Annotated in this window: 6 protein-coding genes; all 6 read left to right on the plus strand. The window is 70.6% G+C overall.

What is annotated here, in order from left to right; genetic code table 11:
• Nucleotides 1-12: 12 nt before the first annotated feature.
• On the plus strand, nt 13-17154 hold the full coding sequence (locus ABZT04_RS33610; protein WP_356060962.1) for a DEAD/DEAH box helicase family protein: 17142 nt from the start codon (nt 13-15) through the stop codon (nt 17152-17154).
• Between the two features lie 11 nt (nt 17155-17165).
• Nucleotides 17166-17438, plus strand: coding sequence for a hypothetical protein (locus ABZT04_RS33615; protein WP_356060964.1), 273 nt, complete (start codon nt 17166-17168; stop codon nt 17436-17438).
• Between the two features lie 98 nt (nt 17439-17536).
• Nucleotides 17537-18154, plus strand: a complete 618-nt coding sequence (locus ABZT04_RS33620; protein ID WP_356060966.1) for a hypothetical protein — start codon at nt 17537-17539, stop codon at nt 18152-18154.
• Nucleotides 18155-18166: 12 nt separating this feature from the next.
• A complete protein-coding gene (locus tag ABZT04_RS33625; protein WP_356060968.1) occupies nt 18167-18376 on the plus strand; it encodes a hypothetical protein in 210 nt (69 codons plus the stop codon).
• Between the two features lie 140 nt (nt 18377-18516).
• Nucleotides 18517-20622, plus strand: coding sequence for an NUDIX domain-containing protein (locus ABZT04_RS33630; protein ID WP_356060970.1), 2106 nt, complete (start codon nt 18517-18519; stop codon nt 20620-20622).
• Between the two features lie 225 nt (nt 20623-20847).
• Nucleotides 20848-22140: a phage major capsid protein gene (locus ABZT04_RS33635; RefSeq protein WP_356060972.1), complete on the plus strand. Its 1293-nt coding sequence runs from the start codon at nt 20848-20850 to the stop codon at nt 22138-22140.
• Nucleotides 22141-22152: the final 12 nt, after the last annotated feature.

Consider the following 22152-nt stretch of genomic DNA (forward strand, 5'->3'; position numbering starts at 1 on the left):
ATGGTCCGCGGCATGCTGAATCGCCCCACTGCACAGGCTGAGTCGCAGGACCTGAATCGCGACCTCGAGGTCAAGGTCACGCGTCGGCCGTGGAACCCTGCCCTACACCCCCGCGACAGCAAGGGCCGCTTCATCGAGACGGGTGGAACGGTCAGGCTCTGGGGCGGCAAGCTCGCGCGCGTCGTGCGCGCCCTTCCGCACGACCGCGTCCTCGTCCAGGACCAGAGCGGCCCCAACGAGTTCCAGGGACGCCGGCACACCACGAGTGCCAAGTGGGTGACGATGGTCGCCCGTCCTGACGGCACCGCGCCCACCGAGGACGAGAACAAGGTCGCCGCCGAGGACGAGCGTCGGCACCAGGACCCGCGCCGCGGCAACGGCGTTGCCCGGGACGACGACGGCGACCCGAACACCCCCAACGACCCCCACGACGTCGACGACCAGGGCCGCCCGATCGGCGACGACGAGAGCGACGGCCCCGGCCACGAGGACGACCAGGACGAGCCGCAAGACGGCGCCCACCCCGTCAACCTCGACGCGCTTCCCAACCATCAGAACGCAGCCGGAGCCCGGTACGCCGACACCGCGGCCGTCCGCCGCCACTTCACGCAGCTCGCCGAGCAGCCCGGCACCAAGCCGGAGATGGCCACCTTCCTGCGCTCGGTCGCCCACGACGACGACCTGCAGGTGACCCCGAACGGCCGCTTCGCGATCCTCCGCGACGACAACGGCCGCTGGAACCTGACGGCCACCGGCACCGGACAGCGCATGGACGGCGCCGGCGACTTCGACACCCCGCAGGACGCCGCCCGGTTCGCCGAACACCTCGACAAGACCGCCGTCAACGGCCAGATCACCAAGTTCGGCCAGCCGTTCGACTTCTCCGACCCGCAACTGGACCGCGCCGCCCGCGACTGGCGCTCCACCAAGGGCGAGAACATCCAGGGCGCCATCATCCGAGCCCGCAAGGAGTTCGACGCCACCCCCGCGCCGGCCACCAGCCCGGCCACCCCGTCGGCCCCGGCCGCGGACGGGCGACGGTTCACCACCCTGCAGGACGTCCGCACGCACTGGCAGGGCATCCGCGAGCGCCTGAGCCAGCACACCGACCCCATGTCCCGCGCCGCGCTCCAGAAGCTGGACAGCCTCATCGCCGACGACCGCCTCAAGCTCGTCGGCCGCGGACAGCTCGTCACCCACCGGGATGGAGACAGCAACTGGCGACTCGTCGCCACCGGTAGCGGCTTCACCCTGCACCCCCGCTTCGAGACCCAGCAAGAAGCACAGCGCTTCGGCCGCTTCCTCGTCGCCTCCAACATCAAGGGCGAGGACGGCAAGCCGCTGGACCTCTCCCACGTCACCGTGAGCAAGTGGCGGTCCGAGGACAACAAGTCCTTCCGCGAGGTCGTCGACGAGGCCCTCGCCAAGCTGCAGCCGGAACAGGGCGGTGGAGCCCCGGCCAGCCAGAACGCCCCGGCAGGCGACGCCCCCCAGGCTCAGAACGTCCCCGATGCCCCCCAGCAGCCGGAGGCCCAGCCGGAGCCCACGCCGGCCCTCCCGGACGGCGCACAGCCCGTCGACGGCGTCAACGGCTACCACTACGTCAACGACGGCGGCGCGATCACCCTGTACGGCCCCGACGGGCAGGTCGCCGCCACCAGCGAGCGCGGCTACCCGCCGAAGGCCACGATCAACGGCGTCGTTGTCCCCGTCCCGCAATACCCCCCGCAGGGCGCCCAAGTCATGGCCCGCCTCCACCTTGCCGCGCAGAACCCGCAGAAGCGGGACCGCGTCACCGCGGCGTGGGTCATGAAGCCGGGCAAGGACGGCAAGCCCGCCAAGCGCGTCATGGTCTTCCGCGGCACCATCAAGGGCGACCAGCGGGACTACAACGCGGTCGGCAAGGTCAAGGCCGTGAAGTGGGCCCCGACGATGGGCCCCGTCGGCTCCTGGCAGACCCAGGCGAACATGACCGACGCCACCCGGGACGAACGCATCTCGGAGGTCCTGAGCAATCTCGCCCGCCAGGGCCGCAACGTCCACGTCAGCGACGAGACCAGCCAAGGCGCCCCCGACGCACCCGGGGACGGAGGCGACGAGACCGCCGCGCTGCGCCGCGAGATCAGCGACGCCACCGACGCCCGGCTGAACACGATGAAGAACGAGCGGTACACCAAGTACCGCAGCTCCCGCTCCGAAGCCAACCGTCGGCGCCTCGACAGCGAGATCGACCTGATCGCCGAGGAGCAGAAGCGCCGGCGCAAGGAGCGGGACGAAGCCGCGGCCCGCGACGCCACCCAGCTCAGCGACGCCGACATCGAGGCCCGCGTCAAGGAGTCGCAGCAGGAACGCGGCACGTACGGCTCCCGCAGGGGCGAGCCCGCGAACGACGTCGAGCGCGCCATCTACAGCGAGCGGCGCCGCCGCTCCCAGGCACTGGCCGACGAGAACACCGACCTGACCACGATGGCCGAGGAGAACCTCGCCAAGGCCCGCGACGCCGTCGCCCATCGGGTCACCCTGCACCAGGCCACCGGCGACGACCACGAGGCCGAGCAGACCGTACGCGCCGCCCTGCAGAAGCGGCACGACGCCATCGTCGGTGAGCAGCAGCGCCGCCGCGCCGAGCAGATCGCCGACCGGCCGCCGGTCGCTGACCTCGACGACGACGCCCTGTCCGAGGAATACAACGAACTCATCAAACGGGACTTCCGCAAGGCGTCCCCCGAGGCTCAGCGGGTCCTCGAGGGCCGCTTGGAGGACATCAAGCAGGAGCGGCGCGAACGGGAGAAGCGGGCCATCACGGACCGGGACACCCCCGACGCCGTCGACTCCAAGAAGCTGCTCGACGAGTACACCGAGCTGCGCCGCGGCCGCTCGAACTACGAGTCGGACGACGTCAAGGCGGCCCGCGAGGCGCGCATGGCCGCCATCGAGGCCGAGTTGAACCGCCGGGACACCACCCCCGAGGTCGAGCAACTCCTCGCCCGCGTCGACAACCCCGACTCCAACGGGCAAATCAGCATCGACGGCGGCAGCGGGTACGGCTACATCGACTACAACCAGAACCTCGGCTACGGGCGGGACCGCCGAGAGATTGGCTGGACCTGGGGCAAGAACTCCTGGGGCCACGGCAACACGGCATACCCGTCGCGAGCCGCCGCCCTGGCCGCGCTGGTCCACGCGTACGACCAGGACCCGGACACCCGAGGTGAGCGCACCTGGGGCCGTGAGCGCCGCGTGTTCGTCCCGAAGATGTTCGTCGAGCTGTACCAGACGGCCCGCCTCGGCGACCGGCTCTCCAACGCATCCGAGGAACGCCAGTACCTCTTCCACCTGTTCCGGGACCGGTACGGCTGGGACGACGGCGTGAACCCGCTGGTGCCCAGCAGCAAGAAAGGCCACCACATCAAGGGCCGGAACCTGGTCATTCCCGAGGGCCTCCTCGCGGAATTGCACCGGGTGACGGAAGAACTGTCGCGGGACATGTCCGTGCAGGCCGCGGACCGCGACGCGGACAAGTCGGACCGGGCGAAGGCCAAGACCCGACTCAATTCCATCAACGTGGCACTGCACGCGATTGAGTCAGCCCGTGAGGCAGTCCGCAAGAATGGCGGGAACGACGACCAGAAGGTCATCTCCCGCGAGGAGATCGAGGCACAGCAGGCCGCGCTCCGTGCAGCGCTGGGAGGCGACGACGATGAACATGTTCAGTCCGACGGTCCGGGATCACTGGCGGACGTACCTGCCGCAGGAGTGGGCGGCGATGGACGATCCGGAGGCGTTCGTGGAGACGAAGGCCAGGGAGATCGAGAGCCGGATTCTGGTCGCGGAGCAGGCGCTGGAGGAGACGGTGCCGGAGCCGGAGGGCTACGACGAGAGGGTCGGCCGGCTCAAGCAGATCAGGGCGGACGCGACGGCGATGGTTCTGAGGGAGCTTCTGCCCGAGCCGGAAGAGGGCGCGGAGAAGGCGCCCGAGCAGACGCCGATGGAGCAGCACCTGCAGGAGATCAGGGACGCGATGTACGACGCGTAGCGCGGTTCCGGCCGGACCCGGCCGACGCGCCCAAGGGCGCACGCGCGCGTGCGGCCGCCAACGTCGAGGCCATCAAGGTCCTCAAGAAGCTGGAGGCCGAGAACCGGCCGGCCACCGACGAGGAGAAGCGCATCCTCGCCCGCTGGTCCGGGTGGGGCTCAGTGCCGATCATCTTCGCCAGCGAGCCGAACGAGAAGGAACCGCGCTACCAGCAGGGCGGCACCCGGTACGGCAAGTTCGCCAAGGACCACGAGCGGTGGTCCGAGTACAGCGACATCCGCAGCGAGCTGCAGCGCGTTCTGACGCCGGTCGAGTTCCGGCAGGCGTCCCGCGGCGTGCTGTCCATGCACTACACGCCGCAGCCCATCGCCGAGGCGATGTGGGATGGCCTGCACGCCTTCGGGTTCGACCGCGGCGACGTCCTCGAAGCCGGTTCCGGCGCAGGCACGTTCTTCGGCGTCGCCCCCGACGGCGCGCGCCTGACCGGTGTGGAGCTCGACCCGACCACGGCCCGGATCGCTCAGGCGATCTACCCGCACGCCAACGTCCTGAACGAGTCCTTCGCGGAGACCGACGCCCGGCCGGGGACCTTCGACGCGGCGATAGGCAACGTGCCGTTCGCCCGCGTCCCGTTCGATGACAAGCGGTACCCGGCGGAGAGCCTGCACAACGGGTTCGTCACCAAGGAGATCGCCCTCGTCCGTCCGGGCGGCATCACGGCCGTCATCACCTCCCGGCAGACGCTCGACTCCAAGGGCGACAAGGCCCGCCGCCAGATGGCCAAGTACGGCGACCTGGTGGGCGCCATCCGCCTGCCCTCCGGCGTCTTCAACGACGCCGGCACCGGGGTCACCACCGACGTGCTCGTGTTCCGGCGCCGTGAGGACGGCACCGAGCCGGCCGACACCTCATGGCTGGACGCCCCCGAACGGGACCTCAACGGCACCCCGCACCACATCAACGCCTACTTCGACGAGCACCCCGAGCACGTCCTCGGCACGCTGACCACCCAGTCCGGCCCGTACGGACCGGAGGTCACCGTCAAGGGTGACCCGGCCAAGGCCGCCGAACAGCTCCGCAAGGCGCTCGAGGACATGGCTGAGAAGGCGAAGGTCGACGGCCGCGGCTACGAGCCGCACCCAGACGGCGACGACCGGCCCCCGGTGCATCTGCAGACTGCCCGGGAGAAGCACGCCAACGACTGGACCGGCCGCCTCTACGAGGGCGACGACGGCCAGTTCTACCAGCACGTCAACGGCGCTGAGCCGGTCCTCATCGACCCGGCCGACGGCAACACCGCCCAGCTCCGCGACCTCATGCAGCTCCGCGACGTCGCCGCCGAACTGCGTGAGCTGGACCGCAAGAACGACGAGGAGGAGCGCGCCGACGCCCTCCGCGCCCAGCTCCGCGACCTGCACGCCGCCTACGTCGAGCAGTACGGGCCGCTGTCCAAGCCCGGCCAGCACCGCACCAAGAACGGCCGCCCGACGGCGTGGGGTTACTTCCGCGCCGACCCGGACGCCGCGGCTGTCCTCGCCCTGGAACGGTGGGACGCCAAGACCGGTGAGCCGGTCCTCTCCCGCATCTTCACCGAGCGCGCCGCGGCCCGCCGGCGTCAGTTGACGTCGACCGACGACCCGAAGGCGGCCCTGGCCGCGGTGGTCGCCGCGCACGGCGAAGTGGACCTCGGGGAAGTCGCGCGCCTCCTCGACGTCGACCCGCAGGAGGCGTTGAAGCGCCTCGGTAACGAGGTCTTCACCAACCCGGCCACCGGCCGCCTCGAGCTGGCCAGCGCCTACCTGTCCGGTGCCGTCCGCGACAAGCTCGACGCCGCCCGCAAGGCCGCGGAGAAGGACCCGGCGTACGCGGTCAACGTGGCCGCGCTGGAGGCGGTGCAGCCGCCGGAGCGGACCATCGGCCAGTTCACGCCCGAGATGGGCGCGCACTGGACTCCTCCGGAACTGCTGCAGGGCTTCCTGCGCGAGTACCTGGGCGACCGGACGCTGCGCGTTGCGCACGATGACCGGTACGGCTGGATTCTCAACACCGGCCGCGTGCCCGAGGCCAACAACGTCATGTACGGCGTCCCGGCCAACCCGGAGAAGGGCACCAAGGGCAAGTCCGCCGTAGAGATCGCCCGCGCGGTCCTCGGCTTCGGATCGCTGACCGTCTACCACGACGACAAGCGCAAGGACGTTGACGAGACGACCTCCCGTCTGATCCGGCAGAAGGCCGATCAGATGCGGGCCGAGTTCGCCAAGTACGCCACGGCGAACGCCGAGCGACTGACGGTCCTCACCGAGTCCTACAACCGCATCATGAACGGGCACGTCGTCCGTTCGTACGAGGGCATGTCGCCCACCCTGGAAGGCTTCACGCCCGACAGGGCCCCGCACTCCTGGCAGCTCGCCGGCGCCGCCCGGATGCAGTTCGAGCGGGGCGTGATCCTCGCCCACGAGGTGGGCCTCGGTAAGACCTCAACGCTCGTCATGGGCACCCAGGCGCTCAAGGCGTCCGGGCAGATCGAAAAGCCCATGGCTGTGGTGCCGAACCACCTGGCGAAGCAGTGGGCAGACGAAGCGCGGTACCTGTACCCGAACGCCGATATCCACCTGATCACCTCGGCGGACCTGGCCGGTGACCGGCGCTCCAGCACGCTGGAGTGGCTGCGCGCCAACAAGCCGGACCTGGTCATCTTCACCGAAGAGGCCTTCGGCTCCATCAAGATGAGCCCGGAGGCTCAGGAGGAGTACGAGTTCCGGGAGCTGGAGTCGCTGCGCGAGCAGCTTGACCGCCAGTACGAGGACGCCGACAACCCCAACCACCCGTTCATCGTCGCGAAGATCGAGCAGCGCATCGCGACGGTCCAGCGGAACATCAACAAGAACGCCGCGCCCATGCGGAAGCCGGGCGAGACGTACTGGGACGACCTCGGCTTCGACTACTTCGTCGTCGACGAGGCTCACCGCTACAAGGGCGTTGGCTTCCGCTCCAAGGAGGCCGGCGGCGACCCCGCGTCCATCCGCGGCGTCGACCTGCACCAGAAGACCACCGACCTGCACCGCCGCCGCGGCGGCCGCGCCACCATCACGCTCGCCACCGGCACGCCGCTGTCCAACAGCATCAGCGAGCAGTTCACCATGCTCCAGTTCGCGGCGCCGTGGGTGCTCGACGCCTACAAGGCGGGCGCCCCGGACCTGTGGGCCAACACCTTCGGCCGCAAGACCCTGCGTATCGAGAACGCCCCCGACGGGTCCGGCCTGCGCGTCGTGGAGCGCTTCTCCGAGTTCCACAACAAGCGAGCCATGAAGACCATGTGGGGCCTGGTCGCGGACACCAAGCGTGCCGACGACGTCGGCATTCCCCGGCCGCAGCTCAAGGGCGGCACCCACAACCTGATCCTGGTCGACGCGACCCCGGACCAGAAGAAGCGTCTCAAGGGGCTCGTCGCCCGCGGCCGCGCCATCCACAACGGTGAGCCTCAGCAGATCCGCACCCGCAAGGGCGCCCTGGTCGACGACAACATGCTCACGGTGTCCAACGAGGGCACCAGCGTGGCCCTGGACCCGCGGCTCGTCGACGGCAACGCCCCCGCGGGCAACAAGCTCAAGGCCGTCGCGGACCGGCACATCGAGCGGTACCACGCCACCAAGGACCGCGTCTACAAGGTCGCTTACGGCAGCGACGAGGATCACCCCGTCCCCGGCGCCCTCCAGATGATCTTCCTGAACGAAGGTGTCCCGGACAGCGACAACAAGGGCGGCTTCGACGCCTACGCCGAACTCAAGCAGCTCATGGTCGCCGGCGGGGTCCCCGCCGACAAGATCGCCTTTGTCCAGGACGCCAAGAAGTCCGGCAAGCCCGAGGACATGACGGAGCTGTTCCGCAAGGCCCGCGAAGGTGAGATCTCGGTCCTGATCGGTTCCAGCGCCGTCGCGGGCACGGGCATGAACGCCCAGGACCGCATGATCTCCCTCACGCACGTCGACCTCGACTGGGGCGCGGCGCAGATGGAGCAGCGCAACGGCCGCATCCTGCGCTACGGCAACCAGAACCCCGAGGTCGAGATCGACATTTTCGGGACCAAGGGCTCCATGGACGGCTGGAAGGCCGGGTTCGTCGCCGCCAAGGCCGAGGGCCTGGTCGACATCCAGCGGCCGGAGCCGACGGAGGGCGACACCAGCGACGTCGTCCAGGAGATCGACGGCGCCGAGTTCGACTACGAAACCATGGAAGCCGAGATGGGCGGCAACCCCTACATGAGTCATCTCATGAAGGCCCGCCGCCGTCTCAAGGACCTTGAGATCGACCAGCACAACGAGGCCGCCGAGCGTATCCGTCGCGCCGAAGCCCTCGATGAGCTGCGCCAGGAATCCCAGGCCACCCGCGACGGCGTCCAGCGCCGCGAGCAGGCTCTGCCCCGCATTCAAGAGGCCGGCGACCGCTTCACCATGACCATCAGCGGCTCTCCGTACGGCGAGCGCTCCGACGCAGGCAAGGCGCTGCACCGCCAGGTGACCGCCCGGCTCCTGGACCACAACCGCGAGGGCATGAGCCCGTGGCACGTCATCGGCCAGTTCCGCGGCCTGGACTTCGGCGTCCGTACGGAGCGGAAGGAGGACGGCAGGCTCGTCGCGCACGTTGGCTTCCCGGACCTCCGGAACTCTGACTTTGAGCGCACGGTCGAAGACCTCCAGAAGAAGGGCGCCGGGTCGGGCATGATCACCCGCCTCGGCAATGCTCTCGACAAGGCGCCTGCCCTGCAGGAGTCGGACCGGGCCAAGGTCCCCGAGCTGGACGAGCAAATAGCCCTGCTCCAGTCCGCACACGCCGCCGCAGATCTCACCCCGCAAATCGACCACGCACGGGCACGGGCCAACCTGCTCGAGGAGGTCGTCGCCCGCATCACCGACCTCGACGCCAAGCCCGAGATCGACCCCGACGAACTCGACAAGAAGCGGTACAAGAAGCACGACCGCGAGACGATCGCCAAGGAGCGGCGCGAGGAGCGGGAACCGCTGCAGGCCGCGGTCGACGAAGCCGTCGCGAACCTCCAGCGCTGGGACGAGCAGAACCCGGAGCCGGAGAGGGACGACACCGTTCACCTCACCGAGGACGAGGTGCGCGACACCCTCGCGCGTCTGACCCCCACCCCCCCTGCGCACGACGCCTCGCAGACGGACAACGGTGACGGTAACTCCACCGACACGACCCCGGACGCCGACGCGCCGGACCCCGAGGAGACGAACACCGCGGCGCCCGACAACGCCAGCGGTACAGGCGACGAGGGACAGTCGGCCGACACCCCGAGCACCAGCGACCTCGGCGACGAGAACGGCGACCAGGAGCACGACGACACCGTTCGCCTCTCCCCGGACGAGGTCAGCGACACCCTCGCCAGCATCCGACCTGACGACACGGAGAGCCAGGACACCGCGGACGCGGAGGAGCCCGGCGAACCGCTCAAGTACGCGTGGGACAAGCCCGAGGACTTCGTCACGCTGACCATGCCGGCGGCACTCGTCGACTTCCTCAACGTCGACGAGACCGCGGCCATGGAGGACCCGGACACCCGGAAGGCGCTCAAGGAGGCCAAGCCGGGCCGTAAGGGCACGCTCAAGGTCACGGGCCCCATCGAGGTACACCGCGCACTCCTGGAGTGGGCGTGGACGCTGGAAGGCGGCGAAGGGCTGGAGTCCGACCCGTCCGAGGTGCGCGCATACCGCGCCTACCGCAAGGCCATCGACGAGGCCGGGGCCGATCTGCGCCGCCGCCGCGAGGAGCGGGAGAACAACGACGGCGACTCCACCGACGCCACCCCGGACGTCGACGCGCCGGACACCGAGGAGACCAACACCCCGGACGCTGGCAGCGCGGGCGACGGAGGCAACGACGAGCCGCCGGCCGACGCCCCGGGCACCGGCGACCTCGGCGACCTCGGCGACCTCGGCGACGACAGCAACGACGACCAGGACCAGGGCGCCGACCAGGGCGAGGCAGGCGGCGAGGAAGGTAACGACACCGTCACCCTGACTCCGGACGAGGTGTCCGACCAGCTCGACGCCGTACGCCCCGAGGGGTCCAAGGCTCCGTCCTCGATGGACGATGGCGAGATCCGTGACGAGATCGTGGACCTGTTGGGCCGCGAGATGGCCAACGGCGGGGAACTGTCCGGCGTTGACCGCACCCGCCTGCAGGTCCTCGAAGCGGAAGAGGCCCGCCGCGCCGGCCGCGCCCCGAAGCAGGAGCCCAAGCCCAAGCAGACCAGGGAGGAGCCCGGCGGCCTCTTCGACGTCGACGAGCCGACCACTCGGCAGGCGGACAGCACCGCGGACCCCGACAACCCGGAGGACCGGCCTGCCGACGAGTTCGGCACGCCGGACATGTTCGCCGACGCCGAGGGCCGCGACACCAGCGACTTGCGCCCGGCGCAGATGCGGAACGCCGCTGACCTGGAGCCGGGCGACCGGTACACCGACGCCCACGGCCGTACGCACACCGTGGCCGAGCCGCCGGCGCGTACCGGCCGCGGCCGTACCCGCATCGTCACCAACGACGGTGAGGAGCGCTTCTATAACTCCTACGCTCAAGTGAGGCTGCGTTACCCGGACGAGGAGATCCCCGACAACCACAGGGACGAGCGTTCCGAGCCCTACGTCGACGAGACCAGCACGCCCGACACCCCCGACACCGACGGCACTCCCGACGTCGACGAGCCCGTGGTCGACGAGCCGGAGGCCACCCCGGACAGCGGCCGGAGCGACATCAAGGACCGCACCGACCGCATGTCCGACCTGGTGCGCCAGGCCACCGACGAAGCGGGCGGGGACGATCTTCCCGAGATCCGCGACGTCACCGACGCCGTGGGGCGCGCGGCGGACTCCGACGACCCCGACGCCGAGCTGCGCGACGCCGCCGACCGGCTCGACTCCCTCGCGGAGATGTACGAACTGGGTGGCCCCAATGGGGAGCGCGCGGCCGAGCGGTTCCGCCGCGCCGCCCGGATCGCGCGGGGCGAGGACGACGGCGGCAACGACCGCCGCGACGACGAGAACAACCGCGACGAGAACGGGACCAACGTCCCGGACAACACCAGCGACAGCGAGGAGGACCAGGACCAGAGCGACGAGGAACGCCGGCAGCACCGTGACGGTGACCTCGACGGCGGCGCCGCCGACCCTGACGGGAGCGGAGCCGACACCCCTGACGCCCCGTCCGACGACGAGGAGAACAGCAACAGCTCCGACGCGCCGGACAACGCCGACGACCAGCAGGACGAGCCGGACGTCGAAGACCAGGACAACGAGGACGAGCAGGACGACCGCAACCGGCGCCGGCGTCGCCGACGCCGCAACGGCGGCAACGGTGGCCCGGGCGGTCCTGGTGGCCTCGGCGGGCCCGGCCTGCCTCACCTGAACCTGCCCGAGCTCAACGTTCCGGCCGCCACCGGCACCGGTGGCGACGGCGACGGCGACGGGCACGCCCCCAACGGCCGCGACCGCCGCTCTCCAGTCCGCCACGGTGACGTGGACTCCCTTCGCCGCGCCTGGAGGAACGGCGAAGGTCTCACCGCGGCTGAGGACACCCCCGAGCGGCGCGCCGCTCTCGCGCAGGCCGCCGAGCGGGAAGGCATGGTTCTCTCCCCGGGCGGTGGGCTGGTCACATGGCCGGAGCCGCAGGACGACGGCACCACCCTGTGGCGGTTCGCTCAGGCCCGCAACGGCACCAACCTGCCCGGCCTGACCCTGCGCACCGACAACCCCGAGGAGGCCCGCGCCCTTGCCAGTCGCTTCGAGGAGATCACCGGCAGCGACGGACAGCCCTTCGACTGGCACCAGCCCTGGGGGCCCAGCACCGTCAGCCAGTGGCGCGACAGCGAGGGCCGCAACCTGCAGCGCGCGCTCCACGCTGCCCGTGACGACTTCGAGCAGCAGCGAGCCGCGGAGACCACCGACGCCCCCGTACTGCCTGCCGACCTGACTGAGCTTGACGACGACGCGCTTGACGCGCTCGTGAGTCAGCCCCTCAGCCAGGACGACATGATGCGCGTCGCGGCGGAGATGGACCGGCGCGACAACCCGGACCCGGTCATCCGCAACGCCGTTCCGGACACCCCGCCGGAGAACGCCGAGGAGGCCGAGCGCCGCGGCAAGGCCATGGACGAGGCCCTGGGCTTCGGGAATGCCGACATCACCCGGCCCCGCCGCACCCAAGAGGACATCATCCGCGCGGCGTTCGCCGACTTCGACGAGGCCCGCTACCAGCAGGCCATCGATGAGACGAACGGCTACTTCTTCAACCGCAAGCACAAGTACGGCGACAACCGGCCGGACGAGCGCTCACTGTTCTCCGGCGGCGAGCTGGCCAAGTTCGGGCGCTGGAGGGAGTACGCCAGTGAGGAGCTGATCAACTGGTACGACGCCAACGGCGGCCGCGTCACCTACAACCAGTTCAAGCTGCAGTACCGGGACAACGACCGCAGGGACCGGGAAATCTTCGAGGAGGAACAGCGCCGACAGGCCGAAGAGGAGCAGCGCCAGCAGGCGGACGCCGGCCAGGCCCCGGAGGAGCCCGCCACCGTCGATACCGAGCCGAAGGCCGACGGTACGAACGTCCCGGACACGGATGCGGCAACAGGCCCGGACGCCCCGCGCTTCGACAACGTCGATGAGGTCCGTGACCGGTGGCGGCGCGGTGAACTGGACGAGCCAAGCCACCCCTCGGCGGTCCCGGAGGAGCGGTTCCGCCACCGCTACGCGGACAACCCCACTCTCGAGCTGTCCGAGGGCGGACACCTGGCCATCCTCGGTGACGACGACCGAGGGGCAAGCTGGGACGTCATGGCACCCGGGTCCATGGAGCCTGTGGCCCGCGCCTTCAACCGCGACGACGCCCGCGCCTATGCCCGCATCCTCGAGGGAGTCCGTGACGAGGACGGGCGCCCCTTCCCATGGGATGCTCCGGACGCCGCGGAGCAGGCTCGTACCTTCCGCGGCCCCAACGGGGAATCACTCGGCGAAGCCGTCGCCCAGCAGATCATCGACCGCGGCGAGGCCGAGGGCCTGCACAAGTCCTGGCGGGAGGAAGCTCAGCGATACCTCGACCGCGAACGGCAGTTGGATGAGCACTACGACGCTTGGCGCGCCCAGCAGGAGGCCGACGGGTACACCATCCCTGTCGACGTCCGCGACGCCCAGGCCGGCGACGACATCTCTGCGCTGGACCAGGACACCGACCACCCAGTAAGCCAGCGCGGTCGTCTCACCGGTCCACTGCGGGCAAGGCACATGAACCGCACGGGCACCTGGCCGTTCACGAACGGCACGGACTACTCGGCGAACATTGACGCCAGAACGGTGGAGATCGACCCGGCTCACCCGGACCCGGAGAAGCGAGAGCGGGAGACCCCGTTCAGCTCGTTCAGCTTCCGGAACACCCCGGACCGGCCCACGGCCTTCCGTCGGCCGCGTCCGGGCGAGGAAGAGCAGGGCGACCGGGCGGAGACGCCGCAGGCCGAGCCCACGAGCACCCCGGAGCCCCCCGCGCGGCCGGAGCCGACCCCGGACCGGGCCCCCGCGGAGCCCGAGCCTGCGACGCCCGACGTCCCGGCCGAGGAACCGCAGGGCGTGCCCGAGCCCGTAGGTGGCCAGCCCGCGAACTGGGCCCGGGTCTCGGACCTGGTGCCCGGCGACATGGTCCGCATGGACGGCAGGACGAGGAACGGGCGCGCCGTCACGCGGTCCGGGTACGTCTTCACGGGCCCGGTGCGCGTGGAGGTTACCCGCAACGGCCGCACGGAGCACATGTGGAGTACGTACGTCACGGCGAACCCGGACGGCACCGGCAAGCGCGGCCACGTCTTCACGCCGCTCAACGCCACCGCCGCCCGCGCGGAAGCTCCGGACGACACCGTGCCGGGCTCTCCGGCCAGCGGCGCCCAGAGCGCCGTCCAGACCGGCAGCCTGCCCGACAGGGTGCCCACGGACCGCAACGGCCGCGGCCTGTTCCCGGGCAGCACCGTCACCGGTGTTGACGGGCTCCGCAGCCGGGAAGGCACCGTCACCGGCGCCACCAGCACCACCGTGTCTGTGCGCTGGGACAACGACGACACCGCCGACGGCCTGTCGCCCACCACCCTCACGGTGACCGGCGGCGACCGTCCCGACGGCTGGACCGCATCCGGGCAGCGCGTCACCCCGGGCCACATCGTGACCGACTCCGACGGTGCGCTGCTCGGGCCCGTCGACGAGGTCAACGGCGACCGCGTCACCATCACCACCGCTGAAGGCACCACCACCCGCAGCGCCGGAGACCTCCGCGTTGCCGGCGAAGTCCGGGACGACACCAACCCCGCCACCGCCCCGGTGACCGGCATCGACGACCCAGCGGCCGCGGACCTCAAGGAGGACGACGTCGTGGTCCTGGACCTCGACGGCACCCTCACCACCGTGGCGGTCACCGGCACCCAGCGGGACGGCGACCGGGTCACCATCGACTACGCGGACACCACCACGGGCGAGATCGGCCAGATCGACGTGGACGCCGCCACGGTCCTCCCACGGGCCCAGGGCGCCGACGGCAACGCCCCCGACCTCGGCCCGGAGGACGCCCCGGACACTCCGGACGACCTCACGGTGCACGAGCCGCCTCACCGAGTCGAGCCGGTCACCGGCCCGACTGTCGACCCTGAGCTGACCACGGGCGACCGGGACGTCATCGGGGACCTTGCCGACGGTCCGGACGATGACCTGGACGCCCAGCAGGGCGCCGTGCGCATTACGACGGATCTTCCGGTCACCCCGGAGCAGGCGGCCGCACTCGCCGCGCAGCTCCGCGACTCGGCAGACCCGTCGACGCCCGAGGGCCGTGCTGCACTGCGCGCCGCGGATCACCTCGACCGTGCCGTTGGCCGGACGCCTCCGGATGAACTCGGCCGTCCGCGACCGTCCAACGCCTCTCAGGTCGCTGAAGACGACACCATTGCCCTCCAGGACGCCCGCGGCAACGGTGTGACGGTCTACCGCGTTCGCGACGTCCAGGACGGTCCCGGCGGAGTCCGTTCCCTTCTGTTGGAAGGGGAAGACGGCCGTACGCGTCGGCGTGTGGTCCACGGTGCGATGCCGTTGTGGCAGCTCGGTGAGCCGCAGCCCGAGGGCGACAACACCGCGCTTGTTCCGGCTGGCCCTGGCTCCCCGGCCCTCCCGCCGGCCGGGGCGCGCCGCGACCCCAACCCAGCGCCGCAGGCCGACGCTGATCGGATCATCCGCGACCACGCCCGTAGCCTTGCCGTTCGCATCATCGACGAGGCCATTGCGGGCACCGAACCGCCCGGCGACATTCACGCTCTGCGCGAGCAGATTGCCCAGCGCCTCACGCCCGAGGCGCTGCAAGAAGCCCGTACGGCAGCGCGAGAGGACGCTCAAGCCGCCCTCGACGCCGCTGGTGTCAACGGTCCCGAGCGCTCCGCCGCCATGCTGGCACTCGGGGCGGTAGCGCAGGACTCCCACACCGCGACGGTTCGGGCAGCACTGCGCACCATCAACGACCTTGAGCCCCTGCCCGACGAGAGCGACGAGGACCTCGCCGCACGCGCCCGGGACTTGCTCAGCCTCATCCCCGACCGGATCGCAGGCACCCCCAACGGGCCGGACACCGACGGCGACGCGGACGTCAACCGCACCGTCGCGGGACACGTCGACGACGCGGTGAACGCCGTGCTGCAGCAGCTCCAGGCCGCGGGCGTGGACCCGGGTGACGCCGAGAGGATCGCCCGTGCCATCACCCGGCGCATGGATGGCTCCCGGCAGGCGACCGCCCGCCAGATTGCGCGGCGCGTCGCCGCGGCGTCGCCGCAGGCCGGCCGTCAGCCGGGTCTCCTCGCCCGGATTGTTGCGGCGCTCGTCCGCCTCGCCAAGCGCATCGCGCTCCTGGTGAAGGCCGGAGCCGAGAAGATTGCCGAGAAGTGGCGGGACGCCCGGGAACGCATGGCTCGACTCCGCGCGTTCCTCGGCCGGCTCGCCCGCCGTGTCCGTGACTGGCCGGAGTCCCGGCGTCTGGCCCGCCTGCACCGAGCGCTCGACCTGCCCGAGGCGGATGGCGAGTCCCTGGCCGCCCGGGTCTCCCACTGGGCCGGCCTCCTGCCGGAGTCCGGACGGTTCGGCCAGGCGCAGCGTCGCGTTACCTGGTGGCAGCCCACGACGTGGGCGCAGCTCGCCACCGGGCGGCTCCCGGGGCGCAGCGACCGTGTCCGCTGGTCCCCGGACCAAGCCGCGGACGGTGGCCCTGGCCTGACCGGGCTTCGCCACATGGCTGCCCTGCGGGCGGCCGGCGGCGACGTCGACCAGGCGGTGACCCGTCGTCTCGCCGACTCTCTCAGCGACGACTTTGGAGGCGACCCGCACGGCACGCTCCAGCACGCGGACGACTACGTGGCCACCACCGAGCGGCGCCTGGTCAACCTCCAGGCGGCGCGCACCAGTTCCACCATCCCGGATGACCCGGACCTCGAGGTGGAGATCGCCGCGGCGCGGATGGAAGCGGCGGCCGCGCGACGGGAGTGGGAGAACCTGCGTTCCCGGTACGCCGCTGCGGTGCCCGATGCGGTCGCGGCCGCGCTCAGGGAGATCCGCGACATGGGCCCCGGCGGCAACGCCGGCATCGTGTTCGGCCCGGACAGTACCCCGGACGCCGAGCGGGCCGTACGGGGCGTGCAGCGCCTCGTGCCGCGGTCGTGGCTCAACACCCCGGCTGCGCGCCGTGTGACCGCTGTGGACGGCGACGCGGGCCGCTACGAGCCCGGCAGTCAGCGGATCACGGTCGCTGACCTCGCCGACGAGGGGCTCGGGACCGCGGGGCACGCCCTCGCGCAGCATCTGGCGCAGCACCTGGACGACTTGGATGCCGCTCAGCGGATCTTCTGGTTCACCCAGACCCACACCGGCCGACCGGGCGCCCGCCGCATGCGGCGCAGTGCCCTGAGCCGTCTCCTGTCGCGGCAGCAGACGCAACCGGACACTGGTGACACCCTCGCGCGGTCTGTTCAGTCGATGTTTAACGGCGACTGGTACCTGGACGACGACCTTCGGGCGTTCCTCCTGGGCCTGCTCGCCACACGATGAGGAGAGCACTGATGCCGTTCGCTGTCACCGGAGCGTTCGACGACGGGGCGACCTACAGCGTGCAGGTCACCGGGCGTGCCGACCGCCCGGTGATCGGGTCGCACCGCGCCGCGGCCCTGGTGGAGCTCCACCAGGGTGAGCCCATCTCCCTGTCCCCAACCGGCCCCGTGCGGACGGTGGCCGGGGATGATGAGGCGACCGTGCTCGCCGTACTTCGCGAGCACACCCACGTGATCGACGAGGGGCAGGGTGCACCCCGGCAAGCACGCGTGCCGGAGAGCTGATCCGAGGCGCTTGCACAATTGTGCAAGAACGATCTTGGTCCGTGAGGTGACGGGGCGAGGCCGGGACACAAACGGCTTCGCCCCTCCATCCTCCGCCCGTGACCAGATACGGATACGCCATCAAGGCTCTCGACCCCAAGAAGGGCGGCAAGCCGTTCGGGGAAGAGGACGACGAACAGACCACGGACACCGGTGAGGAGACGCCCGACGAGGAACTCGACCCCGGGGCGCTCGCCGAGGAGGCGCCCAGCGATCCGGCAGAGCCGACGGACCCGGGCGCCCCTCTAGCAGAACCGGCCGCTCCGGACCCGGCAGCGTCGCCGGAGCAGCCCGCCGAGGCGCCCGCCGACGGGGCGCAGCCGCCCGGCAACGAGCCTCCGGCCGATGCCCCGGAACCGCCGTCCGACGACGCCCGCCAGTGGGCGGGCGATCCCTACGACGAGGGTGACGAGACGGACCCGGCCGACGCCTTTGCCTCCTACACCGGCAGCAACGGCGAACAGGCGTGGCTGGATCAGGACGCCGACGGCACACTGACCGGATGGGTGAGGGATGGGACAGGACAGGTGTGGCGTTACACAGACCCGGACGCGTGGGCGATCGACGTCGACGACGCCCACATGACCCGAACGCACAGCAAAGCCGACGAGGCCGCCAGCCCGCCCCAGGCCGCTCCTGCGAGCGACCGCGGCGTACAGGACTCGATGTTCCAGTAGGGAGCTGACGACGTGCAGTTGAACCGTGAGACCGCCCTGCGGGTGCAGCAGCAGGGCAAGGCCGCCTACCAATCCGGCGACCCTGGCGATGCCAGCCCGTACGACCGCCGCGGGAACGCGGAGCAGCAGTTCGGCTACCGCTACTGGATGCTCGGCTGGTCCATGGCGCGCTCGGAAGCTGAGGACGCCCAGGTGGAGCCTGCGGCCAGCACAGGACACTAGACAGACGCGAACGGCACGGTGCCCGGCGGCCCACTGTCCACCGCCGGAGGTTTCCCGCCGTGCCGAGCGCTCCACCTACAAGATCGTCACACCCAAGCACCCTGCGAGGCACCAGCCGGGCAATCTACGCCGTCACTGGTGTGGTCGACGAGGTCAACGACCTCATCGTCCCCGGCGCCTTCGCTCAGACCCTCGCCACCCGCCGCGTCAAAGCCGTCTGGCACCACGAATGGAAGGATGCCGTCGGCGTCGTCCTGGACGTCGAGGAGTGGATGCCCGGCGACCCCCGGTTCGCCGAAATTCCCAACTGGCCTGCCGAGGCCGGCGCCCTGGTCGCAACCGTCGAGTACAACCGCCGCACCAGCAAGGGCCGCGACACCTACGAGCAGGTCAAGCAGTGGTACGAGCACGGCGAAGCCGCCTTCTCCATCGGCTACCGCGTCCCCGCGGACGGAGCCACCCGCCGCGCTGACGGCGTCCGCGTCATCCACCGACTCGACCTGTTCGAGGTCAGCCCCGTCCTGCACGGTGCACACCCGATGACTCGGGCCCTCGAGGTGAAGGCCGCGGCTACCCCCGGCATGGAGTACAAGGCCACCCCGACCCCCGTCGAACTCGAAGCCGTCAAGGACGAGGACCGCATCAAGGTCGCGGGCCTGGCCCTCAAGGCAGCCGACACCAGCCGCGTCCTGCTCATCCAGCGCGCCCTTGAAGACGACGATCCGGCGGCCGGCACCTGGGAGTTCCCCGGCGGTCACCGGGAGAAGGACGAAGACGCCCTCGCCGCGGCCCTGCGTGAGTGGCAGGAAGAGACTGGCGCGGACCTGCCGGGAACGGCAAACATCGTCGGCTCCTGGACCGCCCCGAACGGCATCTACCGCGGCTATGTCGCGGTCATCCCCAGCGAGTCGGCCGTCTCGCTCAACCGGCCCTACGGCGAGCGGCGCGTGGCCAACCCCGACAACCCGGACGGCGAGGCCACAGAGGTCACCGCCTGGTGGCCCATCACCGCCCTCCCCGACATGTCGCTGCTCCGGCCGGAGTGCCGAGACACCCCCTGGTCGCTCCTGGCCGGTGCCACCCTGCCCCAGGGCCCGCCGAGCACACAGCCCAGCCCCGAAGCCCAGCAGTTCGCCGCCGGCCTCATGAACACCTACGCCGCCCTCGGCGGAGAGAAGAAGTCCGCGCGGGCCGTCGTGGCGGCTGCCCGCATCCACGGATCGCAGGTCGAGCACAAGTCGGCACGCGCCATGGTCGCTGAGGCCAAGGCCGCCGGGGGCACGGACCAGAACCGCGGCGACGCCGAGCAGTTGCGGCACTGGTACGTCCACGGCGAAGGCGGCGCCCAAATCGGCTGGGGCACCCCCGGCGACTTCGACCGCTGCGTCGCCATCGCCGGACGCCACATGAGCCCGGACAACGCCAAGGGCTACTGCAACCTGCGCCACAAAGACGCCTTGGGGATCTACCCCGCCACCCACGCCGCCGAGAGCAAGAGCGCTCGCCGCGCCGTCCTGGAAGCCAAAGCCCGCCTCGCTGCCCCTGGAGAGCCTATGAACACGATCCAGCCCCTTCCGGCCTCGTTCGAGCAGATCCGCGACCGACTCGGCCAAGCCGTCCGCACCCTCCTTGCAGCGGACGAAGACACGTGGGCATGCATCCAGGGCACCTACCCGGACCACGTCATCGCCTCCGTCCGCTCCGACGGCGAAGACGAGCAGCACTACCTGGTCCCGTACACGCTCGGAGGAGACGGCGACGGGGACGACGTGGCGCTGGGGCAACCGCAGCGTGTGGAGCTGGCAACCGTGGTCGTCCCCGATGACGACGACGGCCCGCGCGAGGCAGATGAGGACGAGGAGATCGACGCCCGCGTCGTGCAGCCCACTGTCGACGCACTCAGCGACGCCACCGCCCGCATCAGCACATCGGACGCGAACCCCGGCCAGCTCGAAGGCGTACGCGACAAGGTGCGCGCCCTCATCAGCGCCCTGTCCCGCAAGGGACTCGACGTCGACCAGCCGCTGAAGCGGCCTGCCCCGGCACCCAACCGCGCGGCCGGTCCGACCGGCATGGACCTGTGGGACGAGTACACCTTCGACGACGACGAAGTGCCCACCGAGGACGGGACGTCGAGCGAAGAAACGGCCCCCGAGGACGCCGTCGACCAGGACAAGCAGGACCCCGCCACGGTGCGGCTGGAGGCGGACGAGGTGAAGGCCGCACTCGCCTTGCTGCAGAGCTGAGTCGCGACTCAGCCTCTCGTCCACGACCGCGGGCAACCGGCCCCACATCGACGAAACCGCAGGTCACACCCTATGTGCTGCCCGCTCTTGACGAACTGAGCGGGCAGCACGCGACGTTAACCCCTCTCTCCCCTTTCCATTCCGCCTCGCGTTGAGGCTGTCCCGGTGCTGGCCGGGCGGAGCGACGCACGTCAACCGCACCCCAGCATCAGGGAGAGAGCAGAAATGCCCGACAACGCTCGCATCAAGGAACTGCAGCGGCAGCTCCAGGTGAAGGCCGCGGAGGCCGAGGAGATCAGCAAGGGATTCAAGGTCGAGGACGGTGGCGGCTTCGTCGTCTCCACCGAGCAGGCCACCAAGTTCCGCAAGGTCTCCAGCGAGGCGCAGGAGATCAAGGCCCTCATCGACGCCGAGCAGGGCCTGATCGAGGTCAAGTCGTACCTCGACGCCCCGGAGAACCCGCCGGCCGCGGCCACCCACTACGGGCAGACCCCGACCATGGAGCAGAAGTCGCTCGGTGACCTGTTCGTCGAGTCCGACTCCTTCAAGCGCGCCGCAGAGGCCGGCTTCCGCGATCGGCCGTACGTCCGTGCCGAGATGGAGGGGAAGTCAATCTTCTCCCTGTCCGCGGGCACAGTCACGCACCAGACCCTCGGCAGCGTCCAGAACCTGGGCATCGCCGAGCGGGCCTACCGCAAATGGCACATCCGCGATCTGTTCCCGAAGTCCTCGACGAAGAACGCCGTCCTCTACGGCGCCCGAGAGACCGGCTGGACCAACAACGCCCGACAGGTGAAGGAGCGCTACGCCGCCGACGGCGTCAGCCCGGCAACCGGCGCGGACTCCGACACCTGGGGCCGCGCGCCGCGGTCGAAGCTGTCGCTCACCCCGGTGATGTACCCGGTCGCCGAAGTCGCCCACCTGATCGACGCGCATAAGAACATCCTGAGCGACGAGCCGCGCCTCAAGACGTTCATCAACGGGCGCATGGTCGAGGGCGTCAAGTACCAGGAGGACTGGGACCTTCTCCACTCCGTCGGCGACGGCCAGTCCCTCACCGGCATCTACAACACCCCCGGAGTCCAGCAGTACACCGGCATCGCGACCGACAAGTACAGCGTCCAGATCCGGCGCGCCATCACCAAGGCGCTCCTGGCCGAGTACGAGCCGACCGGCATCGTCCTGTCCCCGACGATGTGGGAGCACGTCGAGGTCGAAGAGGACAAGAACGGCGCGTTCCGCGTCGCCGTCGCCGTCGCCATCGGCGCGGAGAAGAAGGTCTGGCGGCTCAACGTCGTCGAGACCACGGCCATGGCGGACGACGACTTCCTGATCGGCGCCTTCGGGTTGGGTGCCCAGCTCCACGACAGGGAGAACGTCAGCGTCACCGTCTCCTCGGAGAACGCGGACAACTTCGAGAAGGGCCTGATCACCTTCCGTGCCGACGAGCGCCTGGCCCTCGAGGTCCCGCGCCCCGAGTCGTTCGTCATCGGCACCTGGACCCAGCCGACCGGCTGACCAGGACGCGGG

The sequence above is a fragment of the Streptomyces sp. NPDC005492 genome, assembly GCF_040605995.1.
GTDB lineage: Bacteria > Actinomycetota > Actinomycetes > Streptomycetales > Streptomycetaceae > Streptomyces.